Annotated in this window: 26 protein-coding genes, 1 pseudogene and 1 other annotated feature; of the genes and pseudogenes, 13 read left to right on the top strand and 14 right to left on the bottom strand. The window is 35.0% G+C overall.

Annotated features, from left to right (window positions below):
- Positions 1-3 precede the first annotated feature (3 nt).
- The 3 genes from ilvN to ilvE form a co-directional block, all read right to left on the bottom strand.
- Positions 4-513: an acetolactate synthase small subunit gene (gene ilvN, locus ACQKNR_RS10555; RefSeq protein ID WP_000822952.1), complete on the bottom strand. Its 510-nt coding sequence runs from the start codon at positions 511-513 to the stop codon at positions 4-6.
- On the bottom strand, positions 510-2,210 hold the full coding sequence (ilvB, locus tag ACQKNR_RS10550; protein WP_427317603.1) for an acetolactate synthase large subunit: 1,701 nt from the start codon (positions 2,208-2,210) through the stop codon (positions 510-512). The genes ilvN and ilvB overlap by 4 nt, the downstream gene beginning before the upstream one ends.
- Before the next feature lie 72 nt (positions 2,211-2,282).
- Positions 2,283-2,509: a binding site (T-box leader), on the bottom strand.
- Between the two features lie 16 nt (positions 2,510-2,525).
- A complete protein-coding gene (ilvE, locus tag ACQKNR_RS10545) occupies positions 2,526-3,422 on the bottom strand; it encodes a branched-chain-amino-acid transaminase (protein ID WP_427317601.1) in 897 nt (298 codons plus the stop codon).
- A 415-nt stretch (positions 3,423-3,837) separates the two neighbouring features.
- Between ilvE and ACQKNR_RS10540 the strand changes: the two genes are divergently transcribed.
- Positions 3,838-4,077: a DUF3911 family protein gene (locus ACQKNR_RS10540; protein WP_193411463.1), complete on the top strand. Its 240-nt coding sequence runs from the start codon at positions 3,838-3,840 to the stop codon at positions 4,075-4,077.
- Between the two features lie 83 nt (positions 4,078-4,160).
- Positions 4,161-4,400 (top strand): YkuS family protein, encoded by a 240-nt coding sequence (locus ACQKNR_RS10535; protein ID WP_193411464.1) that lies wholly within the window; start codon positions 4,161-4,163, stop codon positions 4,398-4,400.
- A 382-nt stretch (positions 4,401-4,782) separates the two neighbouring features.
- Here ACQKNR_RS10535 and ACQKNR_RS10530 read toward each other — a convergent pair whose 3' ends face one another.
- Together ACQKNR_RS10530 and ytfJ are read right to left on the bottom strand one after the other, a co-directional pair.
- Positions 4,783-4,872, bottom strand: coding sequence for a hypothetical protein (locus ACQKNR_RS10530; protein WP_000608227.1), 90 nt, complete (start codon positions 4,870-4,872; stop codon positions 4,783-4,785).
- A gap of 108 nt (positions 4,873-4,980) precedes the next feature.
- On the bottom strand, positions 4,981-5,448 hold the full coding sequence (ytfJ, locus tag ACQKNR_RS10525; protein ID WP_427317598.1) for a GerW family sporulation protein: 468 nt from the start codon (positions 5,446-5,448) through the stop codon (positions 4,981-4,983).
- Positions 5,449-5,578: 130 nt separating this feature from the next.
- Here ytfJ and ACQKNR_RS10520 point away from each other — a divergent pair, with 130 nt between their 5' ends.
- Positions 5,579-5,944 carry an imidazole glycerol phosphate synthase gene (locus ACQKNR_RS10520; RefSeq protein WP_427317596.1) on the top strand — a complete coding sequence of 122 codons (366 nt, stop codon included), beginning with the start codon at positions 5,579-5,581 and terminating at the stop codon, positions 5,942-5,944.
- A gap of 34 nt (positions 5,945-5,978) precedes the next feature.
- Here the strand turns inward: ACQKNR_RS10520 and ACQKNR_RS10515 are convergent, their stop codons facing one another.
- Entirely contained in the window at positions 5,979-7,322 is a 1,344-nt protein-coding gene (locus tag ACQKNR_RS10515; RefSeq protein ID WP_427317594.1) for a TrkH family potassium uptake protein, read from the bottom strand.
- Between the two features lie 1,679 nt (positions 7,323-9,001).
- On the opposite strand from ACQKNR_RS10515, the pseudogene ACQKNR_RS10510 reads away from it, so the two are divergent.
- A pseudogene (locus ACQKNR_RS10510) lies at positions 9,002-9,394 on the top strand (dicarboxylate/amino acid:cation symporter); the annotation flags it as partial.
- A gap of 22 nt (positions 9,395-9,416) precedes the next feature.
- On the opposite strand, the gene ACQKNR_RS10505 reads toward ACQKNR_RS10510, so the two are convergent.
- Both ACQKNR_RS10505 and ACQKNR_RS10500 read right to left on the bottom strand, forming a co-directional pair.
- Complete coding sequence (locus tag ACQKNR_RS10505; RefSeq protein ID WP_427317592.1) at positions 9,417-9,572, bottom strand: imidazoleglycerol-phosphate dehydratase; 156 nt, start codon at positions 9,570-9,572, stop codon at positions 9,417-9,419.
- A 149-nt stretch (positions 9,573-9,721) separates the two neighbouring features.
- The gene (locus tag ACQKNR_RS10500) at positions 9,722-10,141 is read right to left on the bottom strand and encodes a MarR family winged helix-turn-helix transcriptional regulator (RefSeq protein ID WP_427317590.1); all 420 of its coding nucleotides are present in this window, start codon (positions 10,139-10,141) and stop codon (positions 9,722-9,724) included.
- A gap of 162 nt (positions 10,142-10,303) precedes the next feature.
- Here ACQKNR_RS10500 and ACQKNR_RS10495 point away from each other — a divergent pair, with 162 nt between their 5' ends.
- Positions 10,304-10,735: a regulatory YrvL family protein gene (locus ACQKNR_RS10495; protein WP_427317588.1), complete on the top strand. Its 432-nt coding sequence runs from the start codon at positions 10,304-10,306 to the stop codon at positions 10,733-10,735.
- A 33-nt stretch (positions 10,736-10,768) separates the two neighbouring features.
- Entirely contained in the window at positions 10,769-11,356 is a 588-nt protein-coding gene (locus ACQKNR_RS10490) for a thioredoxin family protein (protein ID WP_427317998.1), read from the top strand.
- A 31-nt stretch (positions 11,357-11,387) separates the two neighbouring features.
- Here ACQKNR_RS10490 and uppP read toward each other — a convergent pair whose 3' ends face one another.
- Entirely contained in the window at positions 11,388-12,179 is a 792-nt protein-coding gene (gene uppP, locus ACQKNR_RS10485; RefSeq protein ID WP_193411470.1) for a bacitracin resistance undecaprenyl-diphosphatase, read from the bottom strand.
- Between the two features lie 182 nt (positions 12,180-12,361).
- Between uppP and ACQKNR_RS10480 the strand changes: the two genes are divergently transcribed.
- The 3 genes from ACQKNR_RS10480 (at position 12,362) to ACQKNR_RS10470 (ending at position 14,138) form a co-directional block, all read left to right on the top strand.
- A complete protein-coding gene (locus ACQKNR_RS10480; RefSeq protein WP_427317586.1) occupies positions 12,362-13,726 on the top strand; it encodes an MATE family efflux transporter in 1,365 nt (454 codons plus the stop codon).
- 70 nt (positions 13,727-13,796) lie between these two features.
- On the top strand, positions 13,797-13,970 hold the full coding sequence (locus ACQKNR_RS10475; protein ID WP_427317584.1) for a 2-isopropylmalate synthase: 174 nt from the start codon (positions 13,797-13,799) through the stop codon (positions 13,968-13,970).
- Between the two features lie 18 nt (positions 13,971-13,988).
- The gene (locus ACQKNR_RS10470; RefSeq protein WP_193411473.1) at positions 13,989-14,138 is read left to right on the top strand and encodes a hypothetical protein; all 150 of its coding nucleotides are present in this window, start codon (positions 13,989-13,991) and stop codon (positions 14,136-14,138) included.
- Between the two features lie 134 nt (positions 14,139-14,272).
- Here ACQKNR_RS10470 and ACQKNR_RS10465 read toward each other — a convergent pair whose 3' ends face one another.
- Positions 14,273-14,791, bottom strand: coding sequence for a biotin transporter BioY (locus ACQKNR_RS10465; protein ID WP_427317582.1), 519 nt, complete (start codon positions 14,789-14,791; stop codon positions 14,273-14,275).
- A gap of 89 nt (positions 14,792-14,880) precedes the next feature.
- Between ACQKNR_RS10465 and ACQKNR_RS10460 the strand changes: the two genes are divergently transcribed.
- Positions 14,881-15,789 (top strand): aminoglycoside phosphotransferase family protein, encoded by a 909-nt coding sequence (locus ACQKNR_RS10460; RefSeq protein ID WP_427317580.1) that lies wholly within the window; start codon positions 14,881-14,883, stop codon positions 15,787-15,789.
- On the opposite strand, the gene ACQKNR_RS10455 is transcribed toward ACQKNR_RS10460, so the two are convergent.
- From ACQKNR_RS10455 to ACQKNR_RS10440, 4 genes are all read right to left on the bottom strand, one after another.
- On the bottom strand, positions 15,786-15,947 hold the full coding sequence (locus ACQKNR_RS10455; RefSeq protein ID WP_427317578.1) for a hypothetical protein: 162 nt from the start codon (positions 15,945-15,947) through the stop codon (positions 15,786-15,788). The two genes, ACQKNR_RS10460 and ACQKNR_RS10455, sit on opposite strands and share 4 nt — an antisense overlap.
- Positions 15,948-16,192: 245 nt before the next feature.
- Complete coding sequence (locus tag ACQKNR_RS10450) at positions 16,193-16,966, bottom strand: hypothetical protein (RefSeq protein ID WP_427317576.1); 774 nt, start codon at positions 16,964-16,966, stop codon at positions 16,193-16,195.
- Positions 16,967-16,990: 24 nt separating this feature from the next.
- Positions 16,991-17,437 carry a flavodoxin gene (locus ACQKNR_RS10445; protein WP_427317575.1) on the bottom strand — a complete coding sequence of 149 codons (447 nt, stop codon included), beginning with the start codon at positions 17,435-17,437 and terminating at the stop codon, positions 16,991-16,993.
- 392 nt (positions 17,438-17,829) lie between these two features.
- Entirely contained in the window at positions 17,830-18,999 is a 1,170-nt protein-coding gene (locus ACQKNR_RS10440; RefSeq protein ID WP_427317573.1) for an amidohydrolase, read from the bottom strand.
- Positions 19,000-19,338: 339 nt separating this feature from the next.
- Between ACQKNR_RS10440 and ACQKNR_RS10435 the strand changes: the two genes are divergently transcribed.
- From ACQKNR_RS10435 to dltB, 3 genes are read left to right on the top strand one after another with little or no spacing between them, the layout of a single operon-like run.
- Positions 19,339-19,485 (top strand): teichoic acid D-Ala incorporation-associated protein DltX, encoded by a 147-nt coding sequence (locus tag ACQKNR_RS10435; protein WP_000440293.1) that lies wholly within the window; start codon positions 19,339-19,341, stop codon positions 19,483-19,485.
- A 12-nt stretch (positions 19,486-19,497) separates the two neighbouring features.
- The gene (gene dltA / locus ACQKNR_RS10430) at positions 19,498-21,012 is read left to right on the top strand and encodes a D-alanine--poly(phosphoribitol) ligase subunit DltA (protein ID WP_427317571.1); all 1,515 of its coding nucleotides are present in this window, start codon (positions 19,498-19,500) and stop codon (positions 21,010-21,012) included.
- Positions 21,009-22,175: a D-alanyl-lipoteichoic acid biosynthesis protein DltB gene (gene dltB, locus ACQKNR_RS10425; protein WP_427317569.1), complete on the top strand. Its 1,167-nt coding sequence runs from the start codon at positions 21,009-21,011 to the stop codon at positions 22,173-22,175. Before dltA ends, dltB begins: the two co-directional genes overlap by 4 nt.
- The last annotated feature ends 23 nt before the right edge of the window (positions 22,176-22,198 follow it).

Here is a 22,198-nt window from a genome sequence, read left to right as displayed (position 1 = left end):
TGATTATTGAATTAACATAACTTGCTTATCTTGCTTTTTCATACTACGTGTAAATGCTGTAACACCTGTTCTAGCAATTTCTTTCAAACCATATGGACGAAGTAATTCGATTAACGCTTCTACTTTATCCTGCGTACCTGTTACTTGCACGACTATGGAATCCTTTCCAACATCTATTACAGCGGCTCGAAACGGTTCAATTAAACTATACAATTCCGCTCTTGCTACAGAAGTTGCTACTTTAATAAGGGCAAGCTCTCTAGCAATCATTGCTTCTTCCGTAATATCTGAAACTTTCAGAACATCAATTTGTTTATGAAGTTGTTTAATTAGCTGCTCAACTTGCTGTTCACTTTCAACATGTACAACAATCGTCATCCGCGAAATATCCGATGATTCCGTATGCCCCACTGAGATACTTTCAATATTAAAATGTCTTCGTGTCATAACACCTGTAATTCGGTTTAACACACCACTTTGATTTCGAACTGTCGCTGTAACAATTCTCTTCACCTTTTTTCCACTCCTTCCATTTGGTGAACACCTTTCCCTGGCGCAACCATCGGCATAACCTTCTCAGATTGAAGTACACGGCAATCAATTACTACTGGCTCTTGTAATTCAATCGCATGTTGTAATTGATTCTTTGCAAGAAGTGGATCATCAATACGGACGCCTTTTATACCATACGCATTCGCAAGAGCGACGAAATCTGGTTGACATGGCAGTAAAGAATGTGAATATCTTTGATTGTAAAATTCGTCTTGCCATTGTCTTACCATCCCTAAAGCTTCATTATTTAAAATAAACACTTTAACCGGTAAAGAATGTTCTTTTAATACCCCTAATTCTTGTAACGTCATTTGAAATCCAGCATCGCCAACAATTGCAATGACTAGTTCATCTGGCTTTGCAATCTGTGCACCAATTGCTGCCGGAAATCCGAATCCCATCGTTCCTAATCCACCAGAAGTTACCCATTTATCTGGATTTTTCAGCGGATAATATTGTGCTGCCCACATTTGATGTTGCCCAACATCTGTTGTTACAATCGCTTCTCCTTTCGTAATTTCATATAGCATATCAATCGCGTATTGAGGCCTAATACTTTCAGAAGTTTGTTTGTAAGAGAACGGATACTTTTCCTTTCTACTCTTTAATAAAGAGAGCCATTCATGATGATTTTCTTTCCTTCCTTCTGATTGAAGTAATACTTCTAACGCTAGCTTAGCACTCGCAACTATTGGGATTTCAGTCGGCACATTCTTTCCGATTTCTGCTGGATCAATATCAATATGTGCGACAGTTGCTTCTTTAGCAAAATAAGCTAAATTCCCAGTAAGACGATCATCAAATCTTGCACCTATATTAATCAGTAAGTCACATTCATATAACGCCATATTGGCTGTGTAAGAACCGTGCATTCCTCCCATCCCAAGAAATAGTTCATCATCTGGCGGAAAACCACCAAGACCAAGTAATGTATGCACAACAGGAATTTCATACTTACGAGCAAAACTTGTTAATTCTTTCGAAGCTTTCGCATGCAATACACCTGCTCCAGCTAAAATTAACGGTTTTTTTGAAGTTTCAATTGCCTGTAATAATTTGTTTATTTGGAGTAGATTTGGTTCATAATTAGGGTTATATCCTGGTAAATCCATTTCTACATTACTACAACGCTCTCCCTGCTCTACTACCATATCTTTCGGAAGGTCAATAACGACTGGGCCTGGTCTTCCTGTTCTAGCAATATGAAACGCTTCTTTAATAATTCGAGGTAAGTCGGATGCTTTTCGTACTTGGTAATTATGTTTTGTCACTGGCATCGTAAGCCCCATAATATCCGCTTCTTGGAAAGCATCACTCCCAATTAACGTTGTTGCTACTTGCCCTGTAAATACAACGAGCGGTAATGAATCAATCATTGCATCAGCTAGACCGGTAATAACATTTGTTGCACCAGGTCCACTCGTTGCAATGACAACTCCTGGATTTCCCGTAATTCTTGCATATCCTTCAGCAGCGTGAATGGCCCCTTGCTCGTGCCTCGTTAAAATATGTGGAATTTCACAGTCATAGAGTGCATCATATAGAGGTAAAACGGCACCACCCGGATAACCGAAAATCACTTCTACGCCTTCCTTTTCTAGCGCTTCTAACAATAGCTGTGCACCAGTTCCCAGTTTCTCTTCCGTTTTTGAAGACATTTTTCTTATAAGCCCCCTTTTTTAAACTTTTATACAATAAAAAAATCCTACGTCCACACTCCAGCTATGTGCTGAAGGGACGAAAGATTTCGCGGTACCACCCTTCTTTGCAAGAATACTCTTGCCTCAGTGACTCGGGATGAGTCTAGCTAATAACGGAGCTACCGTCTAAGCCTAGACAAATGCTTCAGCTTAGCACTCAAGGGCGATGTTCGTCGACGTGAACCATCGGTTTTCAGCAACCACCGACTCTCTGTGAGGCTTCACAATCAACTACTCCTCCCTATCAACGATTTTTCGTGTCATATAGAGTTATTATCCAATTTTATTTTCTTCGTAAATTTTCTCTCCATCTTCTACAACTAATTTACGGAATTCTTCTAATAAATGATTCGTATGTGGTCCAGTTTTCCCTAAACCAATCGTCCTACCATCTACTGTCGTAACAGCAATAACTTCAGCAGCTGTTCCTGTTAAAAATACTTCATCAGCTACATATACATCATGTCTTGTAAATAACTCTTCTCTTACGTCATACCCCAGTTTTTCGCCAATTTCTAAAATCGCGTTTCGTGTAATACCTTCTAACGCTCCAGCAGAACTTGGTGGTGTAATTAATTTATTTCCTTTTACAATAAATACATTATCGCCAGAACCTTCAGCTACGTATCCTTGATCATTTAACATAAGTGCTTCTTGTACTCCTGCTAGTTTCGCTTCAATGCGAACTAAAATATTATTTAAGTAATTTAAAGATTTTACTTGAGGGGATAAAACATCTGGGCGATTTCGGCGCGTTGCAACTGTTACAACCGGAATCCCTTTTTCGTAATATTCTTGTGGGAATAAAGATAATTGTTCTGCAATTACTACTACATTCGGTTTTTTACAAGAATCCGGATCTAATCCAAGATTTCCTGCTCCCCTTGATACAACAAGGCGAATATATCCATTAGATAATTTATTTTGTCGAATCGTCTCAACAACAATATTCGTTACTTCATCTAACGAATATGGAATTTCTAACATGATGGATTTCGCTGATTCATATAACCGGACAAGATGCTCTCTCAAACGGAAAACATTACCGCTATAAACTCTAATTCCTTCAAATACTCCATCGCCATATAAATAGCCATGATCATATACTGAAACTTTTGCTTCATCTTTTGGAACAAATTCCCCATTTAAGAAGATCCATTGCTCGTTCACTGGAAAGCGCCTCCTATGTTCTATGAATTTTTTATTGTTTCCTAGTTTACTCTCCTTTCTAAATAAATCAAGTGAATTTTTAGAAAATTTATAATTTTTATTCGTACGCACATCTTTAATTATATTGATTTAACAACATTGTTAACGTTTACAAAAAGTCAAAAAATTTTTTTCGCCAATTTCCACTAAAAAAATATTTGTTTAAAAGAAGGATTTTCGCCAATTGATACGAATCTATTGTATTCAATAAACGGACGTCCGATTTTATAAATTCGGTAATATACAACGACTTTTGGTGAAAAAGGGGGAAAATAACAAAAATAACGCTGTCTAAAAATAACATTCATATTTTTCATTTCGTAATCATAATCCTATTTTTAAAAAACATTTTGTCAAAATGAAGGAGGAAATAAATATGGCGTGTGTACAAATTAAAGGAACGAGACAAGAGGTAGTAGAAATGCTGCAATTATTTGATCTGATGGATACGAAAGGTTTTTGTAAATTCGATAATTATGTAGAGGTAGAACCAAATAGTAAAGAACATAACAACTTTATCGCTTCCATCGACATTCAATCTAACAACACTCCAGCCCAAGATACATTAAATGATCAATTCGTTAGCCAAATGCTGACTGGTGTATATAACGACTAATGCATAAACTCTTCTACCATCTTTTCATAATATATGCTAAAAACTTGAGCATACTAGCAACTAGATGGTAGGAGGTGAGAATTATGGCTAAAATCGGTGTTGAGAACTCTTTAACAGATGTTCAGCAAGCTCTTCAACAACAAGGGCACGAAGTCGTTACACTTAACTCAGAAAATGATGCACAAGGATGCGATTGTTGTGTTGTAACTGGGCAAGATTCTAATATGATGGGTATTGCAGATACATCAATAAAAGGATCGGTAATTAACGCACACGGTTTAACAACGGATGAAATTTGTCAGCAAGTTGAGAACCGTGTTTAAAAAGCTTTTTCTTTTTACAGTATAACGCACAAAAAGAAAGAGGACCCCTTTTGAAAAGGAGTCCTCTTTTTTATATTCACCTAACGGGAAAGTAACATATACTGGATGAAAGCCCTACCTCTCTCTCATCATTACGGTTCCACTGACCGCTCCTTGATTCACTAGTATACATATAAAGCTTACAAATACAATTTATAGGGTTTGTTCACAAAAGTTGTTAGTAAGATTACCCGATCTTTCGCAAACTTTTCATATTATATTCATAAGAATTATTCACTTTACACTAGCTGTAACCGAGACACGAATTAAAATTCTAACACCAATACAATAACTTGTCAACATTTTTTACAAATTAAAAACAGACAATAACGGTTTGTCTGTTTTAGAATGGAGCTTTTTCTTTTATTACATATACAACAAAGCCACTTACTAACATAAATAAGCCAACTACTAAGTTTTTGATATTAATCATAAATACCTCTCCCTTATTTCACACATCATATATATTTACATTTCAATTATTCCGATCATCTTAAAGCGCACTTTTTCTAATATATCACAATTCCTAAAAAATGCAAGTTCACTTTTGACGACCATTCACAAATTTATCCACAGTGCTTGGTACAGTATTTAAAGCTTTCTCAATTAAATGTGTACTACTATTGAGATGCAAGACTTGTACACCGTTAGAACCAACTACTAAAAAAGCAACTGGGCTAATAGAAACCCCAGCACCACTTCCGCCTCCAAATGGATGCCCTTGCTTGTTCTCTTTATGCTGACCTTGTCCGCCATTATGTTTTTCGGTAGTGAAATCCCCTTTAAAGTCACTTCCACCAGCTCCAAAACCAAAAGCCACTTGAGATACTGTTAATACTACATTTCCGTCCGCTGTTGAAACTGGACTTCCAACAATCGTATTTACATCTACCATCTCTTTTAAATTTGTCATTGCTGTTTTCATTAAATTTTCAATTGGATGTTCCATTATGTACTGCACCCTTTCCTCATTATTCCTTTTTATACTTTCCAAAATAGAGGAAGTCATACTAACTTTTCCTATTTCAAAAAAACAATTTCCATCTTTTAAATGGATAATACTCCCTACGCATCCTCGGATAAAAAAGAAAAAGAGATACATACTACTATTGAACCTTGTTATGAAAGGAGTCATGACTTTGACTGAGAAATTTGATGATTATAAAAGAAGAGATAGAATAGATAGTGACTATAAAGAAGAATATGCAGCTGAAGTTGCACCACAGCGTATTGATTATGATTACGATGATAAAGACAACAAAGATAACGTAAAATCATCTGCCGCTGGGTCAACTGCTGGTTTCATCGCTCTTGCCTTATCTATTTTATCACTCTTCACCTTCCCAACACTATTTGGTCTTGTTTCTGTTTTACTCGGTATTTACGCTTATAATCGCGGAGCTACTGTAACTGGTGGTATCGCTGCGATTGTCGGCGGAATTGCAGCACTTATCGCGATTTTATTCCGAGTAGCTCTGATTGGCTTATTGTTCTCTCTTTTTTAAAAAGAAAAAGGTATCTCGCTTTATGCGAGATACCTTATCCTGTAAATACATCTTCCGATGGATATTTTATTTTTTGTTTTGCTGGGCGTGCCAAAGAAAACACAAATGTTAACGGTCCAATTAACCCACAAAACATAACAAACATGATGATACATTTTCCAAACGCTGATAACTTTGCAGTAATCCCCATTGTTAATCCAACTGTACCAAACGCGGAAATCGTTTCAAATAATAATTGAATGAAGCTGAAATTCTCTGTAAGCATTAATACAAATACAGCTGTAAAAATAAGGATTTGACTAGCTACGACAATCGCCAGAGCTCTCGTTACTGTCGACATTTTAATAGTGCGCTGAAATAAAACAAAGTCCTCTTTCTTTCTAAAGAAAGAAATTACGGATGTAATTAAAATAACAAAGGTCGTTAATTTAATTCCCCCACCCGTTGATACACTTCCTGCACCAATAAACATTAAAACCATTGTAAATAGTATTGATGATTCCTCCATTCCCCCATAATCAACTGTGTTAAATCCAGCTGTTCGGGGTGTAATACCTTGGAAGAAAGAAGCCCATAACTTTTCATTTAAAGGTAAGCTCCCTAATGTTTTCACATTATTATATTCCAATACAAAAATCACAATCATCGCTATAACATTCAGCGCTACGGTTCCAACAATCATTATTTTAGAATGAAGCGATAGTTTTCGAAAACTACGACTATACCATATATCAATTAATACGGTAAAACCAAGTCCTCCTATTACAATTAAAGAGCAAATTCCAATATTAATAATAGGATCTCCTACATACCTTGTTAAATTATCTGGCCAAAGAGCAAAGCCAGCATTATTATAGGATGCAATTACATGGAAAATACTATAGTATAAACCTTTTCCAAAACCAAACTCTGGAATAAAGCGAATTGATAAAAAAATAACTCCAATAAGCTCAATACAAATAGAAAAAATAAAAACTCGTTTCACTAATTTTACAAGACCACCTATATTTGTTTGATTAAATGCTTCTCCAATTAGTAATCGGTGGCGCAAGCCAATTTTTTTACCTAATACCCAGACAATTAAAATGGCAATCGTCATTAGACCTAGACCACCTGTTTGAATTAAAAACATAATAACAATTTCACCAAACATCGTAAATGTACTTGCAGTATCTACTACTCCTAAACCCGTTACAGTCGCTGCCGACGTTGCTGTAAAAAAAGCATCTACCCAACTAATATGTACTTTCGTTGCGAATGGTAGCTTTAATAACAAACCTCCAACCACAATTAAGCAAAAAAAGCCTAACGCTAATATTTGTGGTGGGTTTAATCGTATAAAACGATTATAAAGCCCTTGTCTTTTTGTTACTTCCATATCACTAACTCCCTTGATAAAGTGAAGCTTTCCCCTCATAAATAAAAGGCTTTTTAAGAGCCCTCAAATTGTTGGGATAAACCTTATATTCTTATAATATAGTTGAGCATAATCCTTTTTTCCATAGATTTCAACTTTTATTTATATTCGGACTTCATTTCATTTTATAACAGGAAACTTTCTATTTCTCTTCTTACTCTATAACTCTTGCAACAATAATTTCATATGTACTATTTTTCAAATCCCCATATCTTTCACTCTATGTTCACACAGGAGTCACATCCACCTTTTATAGTATACGTATCGAAGCTGTTCCTCCCTAATTTATAAGACATTCCCCAGTGTCTTTGAATAGCTTCCATCCCTAATTAAATTGACATAAATTGTCCCCTTCCTTTGACCATCTCATATGTGATGGTCTTATTTTTTGTTTTCTTTTTCTTCTTACTTAAAACTTCCTCTCTCTTTCACTCTATGTTCACACGGGAGTCACATCCACCTTTTATAGTATACGTATCGGAGCTGTTCCTCCCTAATTTATAAGACATTCCCCAGTGTCTTGAACAGCTTTCCATCCCTAATTAAATTGACATAAATTGTCCCTTTCCTTTGACCATCTTTTATATGATGGTCTTATTTTTTTGTTTACTCTACCTTATATTTAAAACTCCCTCTCTCTTTCACTCTATGTTCACATGAGAGTCACATCTACCTTTTATAGTATACGTATCGAAGCTGTTCCTCCCTAATTTATAGGACATTCCCCAGTGTCTTTGAATAGCTTCCATCCCTAATTAAATTGACATAAATTGTCCCCTTCCTTTGACCATCCTATATGATGGTCTTATTTTTTTGTTCACTCTATCTTTTTATTAAAAAACTAAAAAATCCCTCTCTCTTTCACTCTATATTCACACGAGAGTCACATCTACCTTTTATAGTATATGTATCGAAGCTGTTCCTCCCTAATTTATAAGACATTCCCCAGTGTCTTTGAATAGCTTCCATCCCTAATTAAATTGACATAAATTGTCCCCTTCCTTTGACCATCCTATATGATGGTCTTATTTTTTTGTTCACTCTATCTTTTTATTAAAAAACTAAAAAATCCCTCTCTTTCACTCTATATTCACACGAGAGTCACATCTACCTTTTATAGTATACGTATCGAAGCTGTTCCTCCCTAATTTATAAGACATTCCCCAGTGTCTTTGAATAGCTTCCATCCCTAATTAAATTGACATAAATTGTCCCCTTCCTTTGACCATCTTTTATATGATGGTCTTATTTTTTTGTTTACTCTACCTTATATTTAAAACTCCCTCTCTCTTTCACTCTATGTTCACATGAGAGTCACATCTACCTTTTATAGTATACGTATCGAAGCTGTTCCTCCCTAATTTATAGGACATTCCCCAGTGTCTTTGAATAGCTTCCATCCCTAATTAAATTGACATAAATTGTCCCCTTCCCTTGACCATCATGTGATGGTCTTATTTTTTATTTTCTTATCCCTATTTTTTCAACATAAATGTCTGTTTCACAAATCTATAAAAACAACATTATTCACCCTTATTTCTATTTCAGAAAAACATTTTTCTGTTAATAATTTTCAGAAGAAATTGTCATTATTCAGAATTCCCAGTATAATCATATTATAAAGTAATTATATAAGAATAATCGGAGTTCCAAAAGCGATAAGCTCTTTTGTACAACCACTAGGTGCAACAATTAATATGGATGGTACTACTATGATGCAAGGTGTAGCAACTGTATTTATCGCACACGTATACAGCGTTGAACTTACATTAGAACAATTAGCTATGGTCGTATTAACTGTTGTATTAGCTAGTATCGGTACTGCTGGTATACCAGGTGTTGGACTTGTAATGCTTATGATGGTTTTAAATCAAGTGAATCTACCGGTAAAAGGTATCGCTTTAATTATCGGTATTGACCGCATTCTAGATATGTCTAGGACTGCGGTCAATATTTCCAGTGCTGCAATTTGCGCAATGATTGTTGCAAAATCAGAAGAAAAATATAATACTAATCAATCTGCAGCATCTTAAATCAAAAAAGGAGTGAATCATTTCACTCCTTTTTTGATTTACTTCCTTTTTTCGAACGATATTCTTTCCCTTTATTATCATTACCAGTTTCAAATTCAGTACTAAATTCCTGATTAAACTGTCCTGATCTCGGTGAACCTTGATTACCGCTCCCTTTACTACCATTACGATTTGTCATATTTCTCCCTCCTTCCATTATTAGTAGTATGGCGCTCTATCTTTTTTCATACACATTTTTTTATCATCTATTACATACGAAAAAAGACCTTCCCCATATAAGGAAGGTCTTCTTCGTCATTACGTAAGCGTTTTCTTGATTGTAACTAATTAAATAAGTTTTTTTGAAATAGAAATCATTATATTCATTTCATCTTCTGAGAGTGCAGAGAATCTTTCTTGTAAATATTGTTTTTTTGCATCCTCCATTTTCGCAACTAAATCTTTCCCTTGTTCTGTAATCTCTAAATATACAACTCGGCGATCTGATGTAGAGCGTGAACGAGTTACAAAACCTTTATTGATTAATTTTTCTGTAACAGCTGTAATATGACTATTCGACACATTTAACTCATTCGCTACACGTGATACCATTTCTTTATTTGCACGATTCAATATTCTAAGGACGATGAACTCATTCCACGGTATGTAACCACCAAATATTTTTCCAATATCATTACGCAACGTGCGAAACATAGCAAACACATTTGTCGATAGTTCTTCCATTAATTGCTCTCGATTTTGAGACAACTTTGACAGCTCCTTTTATTTCATTTAGTTAAATAAAAACCTTATTAATAATTTTACATGAAATCTTACTTTTTGTCACCTTATTTTCCCATAATTCGTAGTTTTTTAATATACATTTCATGATACAATGAAGTTGATTTTCCAGAAAAAGGAGTGAGTTTAATGAATGAGGAGGAGAAGTTTTCTAATTTCAGCCTGAAAGATAAAACAATTATCATTAGTATTATTGTTCTTTTTCTCACTATAGTTTTTGCATTTATATTTTTTGTGTATGTAGGAATCTTTCAAATTACAGGTATAGAGTACTCCTCACGAACTGCTTTACTACTCTTTTTTTTATTTATCCTTTTCTTAGATGGTATTACATACTTTATTTTAATCTTCTTTAAAGCGCTGTTATATCCAATGATGACAAACATGCCAAATTGGCTCTCGGTTGCTCTTTTCTCAATCATTGAAATTACGTTAGATTGGTTCGTCATTCATACTGCCGATGATTGGATAGAGAGCGTACAAATGTCTAACATAACTGAATTATGTGCCGCACTATTCTTTTTCATCTTAAATAAATTATTAAGTGATAAGAAAGAGTAAGATTACAAGCTTTTCTATATGAAAATTGGTACAATGAAAGCAAATCATACTAAAGGGGTGTTAATTATGAACTTACAACAATGGGCTGATAAAGGTATGTCCTTTGATACATATGTGAATGAAATGAAAGTAAACCAATACGAGCTACTGCATATTTACAATAACTTTTTAATTCCAAATGAATTACTTCCTGTTTTAGAAGAACGTCAAAATGACGGCTGGCGTGTTATCGTATTAACAGCTGACTGGTGTGGTGACGCCCTTTTATGCGTACCTGTTATGAAACGAATTTCTGAAGTTGCAAATATTGATATGAGATTATTAATTCGTGACGAAAACTTAGAATTAATGGATCAATATTTAACAAATGGGACAGCACGTGCGATTCCAATCTTTATTTTCATTGATAAAGACGGAAATGAACAAGCTGTTTGGGGACCACGCGCTCCAAAAGTACAAGAATTAGTAACTTCAATGCGCGCTACATTGCCTGAAAAAGAAGATCCAACATTTGAGGAAAAACAAAAAGAAATGTATGCGAATTTCCGTGCTACATTAGCGGATGATACTTCTCTTTGGGAACATGTAATGGAAAGCATGATTGAAAAAGTAGTAAAATAAAAAAACCTGCCGATTTCGGCAGGTTTTTTTATTACATAATGAAGAAATAGAATACCGCAGCTAAAATGAAACGGTAGTAAGCAAATGGTGTTAGTTTTACACGTGCTAACAATTTTAAGAATGAAACAATTGCAAGCATCGCAACAACGAATGCAGTTACAAATCCCGTTACAAATAACGTTACATCTGCTGAGCTTAATACATCCCAGCTTTTAATTAAATCTAATCCACTTGCAGCTACCATCATCGGTACTGCTAAAATGAACGTATATTCAGCTGCCGCTGTATGCGACACGCGAGCTAATAAACCACCACTTATTGTAGAACCAGAACGAGAAAATCCTGGCCAAAGTGCTAAACATTGGAACATACCAATTGTGAATGCCTGTTTATATGTGATTTCATCTAACGTTCTTGCTGTACTTGGTTTTGAGAACTTCTCAGCAACAATCATTAAAATACCGCCAGCAACTAAACTAATAACAACCGGTCCGGTTCCAAATAAAACGTCTTTAATAGCACTATGGAATAATACGCCAAGTACGCCGGCAGGAATCATCCCAATAATAATATGTAATAAATTTAACGATGGCCCTTCTTTTACTTTTCCAATTCCAACTAACGACCATAAGCGTTTCCAAAATACAACTACAACCGCTAAAATCGATCCCAATTGGATTACAACTTCAAAAACTTTCGCTCTATCACCTTCAAATCCAATTAAGTGTCCTGTTAAAATCATATGTCCTGTTGATGATACTGGTAGAAACTCTGTTAACCCTTCAACAGCACCCATGATTAAACCAATTAACCAATCAGCCACAAGTAGTGCCTCCTTAATAACAAATAATATGTAATTTTTCACACCTTATCATAATACCTTATCCCTTTTCAAAGTGCATCCTTTTTTATTGATTTCATATATCACAGGCGCGTATTTCTTTTCTATTTTTTGATTAAATTGTATGATAGGAAGGATTGTTTTTTTATCGGAAAGGGGATTTTATGAAAGAAACTACTTCATTCTCACAAAAGTTAAAGCAATTTGTATTACTATTTTTTCCGATTTTCGTAACGCAAATGTCATTATTTGCAATGAGTTTTTTCGATACAACAATGTCAGGACATGCAAGTCCTATTGATTTAGCAGGTGTTGCGATCGGAACAAGTATATGGATTCCAGTGAGTACGGGATTAACAGGAATTTTAATGGCTACTACTCCAATTGTTGCACAGCTCGTTGGATCCAAGAAAAAAGAGGACGTTCCCCACGTTGTCATACAAGCAGTTTATTTAGCAGTTTGTGCTAGCTTCGTTGTCATCCTTATCGGCTTCTTCGTTGTTTCACCTATTCTAAACGGCATGCGTTTAGAAGAACCTGTGGAACGTATTGCAGCACAATTTTTAAGTATTATCGCGATAGGAATTATTCCTTTATTCACTTACACTGTTTTACGCGGATTTATTGATGCATTAGGAAAAACTCGAACAACGATGATCATTACGTTACTATCATTACCAATTAACGTAATATTAAATTACTTATTAATTTTTGGTAACTTTGGTTTTCCTAAACTCGGTGGTGTCGGAGCGGCAATTGCTTCCACTGCAACATATTGGTGCATTTTAATTATTACGGTCATTATTATTCGCACGAAAGAGCCTTTTGCTTCTTTCAATATTTTCAAGCAATTATATCGCCCTTCTCTTTCCAGTTGGAAAGCATTCTTAAAGCTTGGTGTCCCTATCGGATTTGCTATCTTTTTTGAAACGAGTATTTTCGCTGCAGTAACACTTATGATGAGTAACTTTAGTACGACAACAATTGCAGCGCATCAAGCAGCTATGAACTTCGCTTCCTTGTTATATATGACTCCTTTAAGTTTAGCAATGGCGATGACAATAGCAGTTGGATTTGAAGTTGGAGCAAAACGATACGATAACGCAAAACAATATGGATTTATCGGGATTGGCTTAGCACTTGCATTCGCCCTATTGTATTCAATTCTTCTCTACTTCTTTGATGATGAAATTGCTTCAATTTATACGACAGATGCAAAAGTTCATCATTTAGCAAAAGAATTTCTTATATTTGCGATTTTATTTCAAATTTCAGATGCAATTGCTACTCCCGTACAAGGAGCACTGCGTGGTTATAAAGATGTAAATGCCGCTCTAATTATGACGTTAATTGCCTATTGGGTAATAGGTCTACCTCTTGGCTACATATTAGCAACGTATACGGAATGGGCCGCGAAAGGCTATTGGATCGGTCTTATTATCGGTCTAGCATTTGGCGCTAGCTTCCTACTTATCCGTCTCTTTCAAGTTCAAAGAAAATATACAACCCAAAACAGCCGCTCACGATAGAGGGGCTGTTTTCTTTATGCATATTTTTTCTTGTAACGTATAACATAATGAAAAAGAAAGGTGGATACATATGGATGAAAAAGAAAAAAATCAATCATTCGATGAAGAATTCGCCCCTGAAATTTCACCTGGATATCGGCAAGATGTACATAAGCCACCTAAATATAAAAACACTTCGTTTTTAATGGGCATTACCATTTTCGCTGCTGTATTACTCGTACTCATCATTTTCGTCTATTTTTAAGGAAAGGTGACATATTATATGAAGAAACAAGATTCCAATCGTTCAAAAAGGACTGTTAAAACACAAAAAGGATATGCAGGAGATTCTGTTAATACACTTAAACAAGTCGAGCAAGGAAATTTATACATTGCTCAAAAAGAACTTGGTCAACAAAATGAAAATCTTTAAAATCCCTCAAAGAATTGAGGGATTTTTTGATTACGGATTAACGGGAGACTCCATCTCAAAATTCGACTGTAAAGCAAAAAGATTCGGTAGGAGCCGGGCTGCCTGTTAATTGCCCGATTGATTAAAGTTTCACTTTATTGTACGTACTGCTTTTGTTCTAACACCATAAATATGTTATTAACCTTTACAATTTTTATGTCATAATTTAATTTCATTTCACTTCTCTTACCGTTTTCAGTACCAGCAACGTACGCTACAGCATGATAGCGAAAACTCTCGTCAGTCACTTCACGTATATCCTCTTTTGTAAATTTATACTCTAAATCTCGAAAACGATTTGGATAATAATTATTCATTAATTGTTCATACCCTCTATTTACAAATAGTTCTTCACCCTTTTGTTTCACATCTTCTTTATTATTAAACTCAAACACTGATAGCTGGGCTGTCACAAAGTGTTCTCCTACCTTTTTCATTTCTTTATCAGTTAAAGTTTCTATACTTTTGTTCTTTAATTCCTTATTTAACTCGTACTGATTTATCGGTTTAAAAGTAGCAAATACTATCTCTTTATATGACCAAAACAAACTAAAAGCGATACATAGAGAAATGATTACTATTCTTTTCTTCGTAATACACCCTCCCTCCTTCATAATGGTAGTTACATTTTAACACGTAGAAAGAAAATTCTGATATCATAAAGTGGAATAACCTAATTTTCACTTAGAAACGAGGAACAATTATGGACTCTTACAAAAAATATATAAAAGAAGCTCTTCCTAATCTTTCTATACATTCATATAAACAAAATGAAGAAGGCTGGGATAATATAGCAGTTATAATAAATAATGAGCTACTGTTTCGTTTCCCGCGAAAACAGGAATATGCAAAGCGTATTCCTTTAGAAAAAGAACTATGCACACTTCTCTCTCATTCGCTACAAGAAATTGAGGTTCCAAAGTATCACCTATTATATAAAAAGGATACTGATACTGTTCCGCTTTGTAGTTACTATACTCTCATTCATGGTGAACCATTAAAAACAGAAATAGTTACTACGCTAGAGAAAAAAGAACTAAACGCACTTATTACACAATTAGCTACTTTCCTTGTGGCTCTACACAGTATTCCTTTAAAACGTGTTAAAGCGTTAGGATTCCCTATCGAAAAAACACTTACCTACTGGAAAGAGCTGCAAACAAAATTAAATCAATATCTTACTAACAATCTTACTTCCTTCCAGAAATCAGCCTTAAATCGTTTATTCGAAAATTTCTTTGCATGTATAGCTACATCCACTTTTCAAAATACAATTATTCATGCTGACTTTACACATCATCACATTTTGTTTCACAAGCAGAATAAAACCATTTCAGGTGTCATCGATTTTGGTGATGCTCAAATTGGCGATCCCGCTTTTGATTTTGCTGGGCTATATTATGATTTCGGACATGAATTTACTACATCTGTATATGAACAATACAGTACACTTATTTCTCATCATGATCCATTACTCATTCACCGCATCACTACCTTTTATCAATACAGCCCTTTACTACATAACCTTATTTATAACATTGAGACAAATAACGAAATAGAATTAAGTAAGTGTGTAAAACAGCTGAAAGCGAGATTACAGGGGCGAGATTAAATTCTCTCCCTATATTCCATCTCCTCATACATCATTAACTTTTTATCCATTTCAACAATAACTTTATACAATTGAAACGCCTGTAAAATTTGCAGTTGAATTCCAAAAGGAGCATTCTGTTCTTTTAACCATTGAAATACTTTCGTTTCATCTTTCATTGATTATTCCTCCTCTTATAAAGTGAAACTTTAATCAGTGGGGGAGTTCATCCCCCACTGATTATTAGTTGAACCAATCGGGCGTTTACGGACAGTTGATCTCCCACCTAACTTCTTTGCTCCAGCTAAATTTTGAGGTGGGAGTCTTACTGCCCGTAAATAGCGGATTAAAATCTGCTACAAATATACCGTAAATGATGAAAAGCTTTTCATGTCAATAATAAAAAGGATGCAAAATGCATCCTTTAATGTACGATATTTTTCTTCTGCGGCGCTTCTTCTTTTACCTCTTCCACTTGGCATTCACTACGAAAAGCACAACTCATACACTCGGAACGAAAATGACGCTCTGTGTAGTGCTCAGGTTGTTGCAACATTTCTTTCATTCTAAATAAATCATCCATTCCAGCTATAATATCTTCCTGTTTCGGAATGTGCTCATACTTAGTTCCTTCTATTAAATTAATAATTTCAATTTTCTCTGGAAGAATGCCGAAAGCTTTATAACTGAATACTGTCATTAACTTCTGACAAAGAGCAAGCATTTCCTCATCCGCATCGATAACATACTTTTTAATTACAAATGACTCTGTACTCCACTCACCAACTTCAAATGTCAATGACATGTGAACACCTAACTCTTCCATATATGTTTGAAACTTCTCATATAAAAACAATGGTGGTGTCTGACTATCATCTCTTTCAACAAACTGTAATAAGTGATCAGTTAGCTTTGCTAATACAATATAGTACTCCGTCTTCGAAGCAAACATATTAATCCTTACTTTTTTCCAGTACTTTTCTATTAGTATTAAAAGTAAAATCTTTGTTTGTTGGCCCGCAGGTAGCGTGTAATATTCGTTAATAATTTGATTCACAATCATTTGTGCTATTTGTTGCCATTCAAATGAAGAAGGTTCTTTTCTTTTTATATGACGGAAATAAAATTTATGCGGACAACGCATAAAATCATACAAATGGTAATCTGTCATCGTTTTGATTGCGATTTTCTCATGCAATTGCTCTTCATCTCCCTTCTGCCATTAAGAAAGGTATTTTACAAATTCCGCTCCAAATTGTAAACATTTTTCTACATCTTCATCTTCTGGCGTTAATTCTACTTTTAGTCCTTCTAACACCACTGCCGCCCCGCGCTCTTGCAGCTTTTCTATTAAAATGTCAACCGCCACGCCGTATTTCGGATAAGCCGAATCACATGACCCGAATACCGCTGCTTTTTTCCCAGTTAAATCAATAGAATCCATTGCGTTATAAAAATCTAAGAAATCGTCTGGAAGATCCCCGTCTCCCCAAGTATAAGCGCCTAAAATAATACCATCATACTGTTCTAATATAGAAGCTTCTGGTGAATCCATAATATCAATAACTTCAATCTCATTTTCTGTTTCGCGAATTGCGCCCGCAATATGCTCTGCCATTTCCTCTGTATTTCCACTCATACTTGCAAAAATCATTACTAACTTACTCAACTGAATCTCTCCCTTTACTATGTATCGCTTTTTCTGTTTGAATTACATTCTTCTCATCTATATATTCAGAACGAATTACATTTCGCTGCCATTCAATATGCTGATCAACATCTTTATTTTTTTAATCCCCTTCGTAAAAGGTGATATTTTTTTCTCATTAACATGTCGTATCTATTATATTGATAATAATTATCAATATCAACTGTATCATTAGATTAATTGAAAACGATTATCAAAGTCAATAACTTTTTTTAAAAAAATGATTAAAATGTACAAGCTTGTCCGTTAGCTATTCATATACTATAAATGAGCATAGTTCTTTCTCAGCCCTCTCTGACGGAAAGAAATAAAAGCAACTGCGATAGAGCGCAGTTGCCTTTTTTTATATTCCCCTATGATTTTAGTAACCTTATCGTTGCTTCTAAGAATAATTCCACTCCATAAATTAAAGCTGATTCATCTACATCAAATTTCGGATGATGATGCGGATAACAAGTACCTGCCTTTTGATTCCCCGTCCCCAATTTAACGAAGCAACCCGGTGCTTTTCTTAAATATGCTGAAAAATCTTCCCCCCCCATAGAAGGTACAATGCTCACAACACGCTGGTTTCCGAACAAATGTATTACGCTTTCTTCTACTACTTTCGTAATATATTCATCATTAATAACCGGATCATATCCGTAACGATACGTATATGTATAATCCCCTCCATGTGCTTTTGTAATCCCTTTTACGATTTGTTCAATTTTCTCTTCCGCTTCCACTCTTAATGTTTGATTAAAAGAACGCACAGTTCCCATTAAAGTTGCGGTATTTGGAATAATATTGTCAGCCGTTCCCCCATGAAATTGCGTAACTGAAACGACCCTTTGCATAAAAGCACTTGTATTTCTTGATACGATATGTTGTAAATTTGTAATAATCTGCGCTCCAATAGCAATAGGGTCAATCGTTTCTTCTGGCCGCGCTGCATGCCCTCCTTTGCCGTGAATTTCAACTGTAAATACGTCTGGTGCTGCCATCATCGGTCCATATACAATTCCTATCTTTCCGCTTTCCAAGCCAGACATAACATGTAAGCCTATTACATAATCAACACCGTCCATAACGCCCGCTTCAACCATTTCTTGTCCGCCACCAGGATATACTTCTTCTGCATGCTGAAAGAATAGACGAATTTCTCCTACAAACTCTTCCTTCATATTTGACAGCGCCTCTGCTGTACTTAATAAAATAGCTGCATGTGCATCATGCCCACAAGCATGCATCCTTCCTTTATGAACAGACGTATAAGATTTACTTGTTTCCTCTTGAATTGGTAAAGCATCTATATCCGCTCGAATCGCAACTACTTTACCTCGCTCCACGCCCCTTTTAATTGCTAATACACTGTATTTCGTTGGCCTCGTCACTTCAAAAGAAGAAAATGAACATAATGTATCATATATAAATTGCGAAGTTTCTTTTTCATGAAACGATAATTCCGGATACTTATGGAAATGCCGTCTCCATTTCATAATATTTTCTTCTGAAATAAGACTCTTCCACACTCTATTCATGATAATTTCCTCCTTTTAAAAAGAGCTAGAAATTTAAAGTTTACTAAGCCTCTGTTGATTGAATGAAAAAACAAATATTATATTTTCACGTCTTCTCACAATCCACTTTTATGTATTCATACAATTCACTGTCTATTTACATGTCAAACCCATTACAAATTCATGCCGAATGTAATATAATTACTAAGTTAGGGATTTTCTTTTTTAGTATTTAGTGCTAATATCAGAAAAGAGCCTTTTGTCTTATTTTTACCTAAAATGTGGAATTTTGTTTTTTTCACAATAATGTAGGACATGATACCTACAAAGAGTTATTATTTCATTAAGAGAGGGAAAGACATGGAAAGATTAAAAGAGATATGGTCTCGACCACTCACACAATGGGTTGCAAAGACGGTTTATTACCTTGCAATTTTATTTGCATTACTTTGGTTGTATGGATTCCATGATACAAACACAAGTACATTTATTTACAATGAATTCTAGGGTGGGAACGTTATGAAGTTATTAGAACAAATTGAAAAGTGGGCTGCAGAAACGCCTGATCAAACCGCTTTTGTTTGGCGAGATGCGAAAATTACGTACAAACAATTAAAGGAAGATTCTGATGCGTTAGCACATTGGATTTCTTCTGAGTATCCAGCTGATCGTTCACCAATTATGGTGTATGGTCATATGCAACCTGAAATGATTATTAACTTTTTAGGGTGTGTAAAAGCTGGACATGCTTACATTCCTGTAGATTTATCTATCCCAGCTGATCGTGTACAACGTATCGCTGAAAATTCTGGTGCGAAATTACTTTTATCAGGAACAGAAGTATCTGTAACTGATTTACCAGTTCGCATTGTAAGTGAAGACAACTTAAAAGATATTTTCTTTACTCATAAAGGGAAAACTCCAAATCCTGAACATGCGGTAAAAGGTGATGAGAACTTCTATATTATTTACACATCAGGAAGTACAGGTAATCCGAAAGGGGTTCAGATTACTTATAACTGCCTTGTTAGCTTTACAAAATGGGCTGTAGAAGATTTTAACTTACAAACAGGGCAAGTATTCTTAAACCAAGCACCTTTCTCATTCGATTTATCTGTAATGGATATTTACCCATCATTAGTAACAGGTGGTACACTTTGGGCAATCGATAAAGATATGATTGCACGTCCAAAAGACTTGTTTGCTTCTTTAGAGCAATCGGATATTCAAGTATGGACTTCAACACCATCTTTCGCTGAAATGTGTTTAATGGAAGCATCTTTCTCTGAGAGTATGCTACCAAACATGAAAACATTCTTATTCTGCGGTGAAGTGTTACCAAATGAAGTGGCTAGAAAATTAATTGAGCGTTTCCCGAAAGCAACAATTATGAATACGTACGGTCCAACAGAAGCTACTGTTGCTGTGACAGGTATTCACGTTACCGAAGAAGTGCTTAATCAATACAAATCACTTCCAGTTGGCTATTGTAAATCAGACTGTCGCCTTCTTATTACGAAAGAAGATGGCACGCTTGCACCTGATGGTGAAAAAGGTGAAATCGTAATTGTCGGTCCAAGCGTAAGCGTTGGCTATTTAGGAAGCCCTGAATTAACAGAAAAAGCATTTACTATGATTGACGGTGAGCGTGCCTATAAAACAGGCGATGCTGGCTATGTAGAAAATGGTCTTCTATTCTATAATGGTCGTCTTGATTTCCAAATTAAGCTTCATGGTTATCGAATGGAATTAGAAGAAATCGAACATCATCTTCGTGCGTGTTCTTACGTAGAAGGAGCAGTTATTGTTCCAATTAAAAAAGGTGAAAAATACGATTATTTATTAGCGGTTGTTGTTCCTGGAGAGCATTCGTTTGAAAAAGAATTCAAATTAACATCTGCAATCAAAAAAGAACTCAATGAGCGATTACCAAACTACATGATTCCACGTAAATTCATGTATCAATCTTCTATTCCAATGACACCAAATGGAAAGGTAGATCGCAAAAAATTATTGAGTGAGGTTACAGCATGACCGCATATGGATCATTTTATTTTTTCGCTATAGTGGGCATTTTATTAATACCTACTATCATAGCTGGATTAAAAGGTAAAATGTTGCGTAAATATAATGCCGTTTTAACATTAGTCATGCTTGCAATTATCTTCTCTGATAAACCGAAGCAAGCAATAATGTTAGCTGTATTTATTATTTGGCAATATGTCCTTATTAAAGGCTATTTAACTTTAAGAAAACAAAATAATAATACGTTCATGTTTTGCATGGCCGTTATTCTATCAATTTTGCCGCTTATTTTGGCAAAAATCGCACCGTTTGTACATGATTTAAAATTCATTGTTTTCGCAGGTATGTCTTACGTAACATTTAGGGCAGTACAAATGGTATTTGAAATACGTGATGGTTTAATTAAAGAACTTTCATTCTTTAATTTCTGGGAGTTTGTTTTATTCTTCCCTGCTATCTCAACTGGACCTATCGATCGTTATCGACGATTCCAAAAAGATATTCAAAAGCCACCTAGTGCAGAAGAATATCAAAATTTACTATATACAGGGCTTAACCGTATTTTCCAAGGTTTCCTTTACAAATTCATCATTGCCTACTTACTGCAAAAACATCTTGTAGATGCAGTAATCGCTAATAAGGATACAATCGTATCTAATATGATTTATATGTATAGTTATAGTTTATACTTATTCTTTGACTTCGCTGGCTATAGCGCGTTCGTAATCGGTGTAAGTTATATGATGGGGATTAAAACACCTGAAAACTTTAATAAACCGTTTATTAGCCGTAACATTAAAGACTTCTGGAATCGCTGGCACATGAGCTTATCATTCTGGTTCCGTGACTTTATTTACATGCGCTTCGTCTTTTTCGCAACGAAGAAAAAATTACTGAAAAACCGATATACGATTTCTTATATCGGTGCATTTTTAAACTTTTTCATCATGGGGATTTGGCATATATTAGGTGAACATATTTTCCAATACATTATTTACGGTCTTTATCACACTGCCTTGTTTATTTTGTTTGATATTTTCGAACGAAAAAACAAAAAGCATAAGTTTTGGCCAAACAATAAATTTATGCATGTCCTTGCGATTGTAATTACGTTCCACTTTGTATGTTTCGGTTTCCTAATCTTCTCTGGGCACCTTAACAGATACTTTTAATGCACCCTTCTTATACCATTAAG

This window comes from Bacillus sp. NPDC094077, from assembly GCF_050279465.1.
Lineage (GTDB): Bacteria > Bacillota > Bacilli > Bacillales > Bacillaceae_G > Bacillus_A.
Note: the sequence above shows the minus strand (reverse complement) of the source record. Positions and strands in the feature narration are given on the sequence as shown.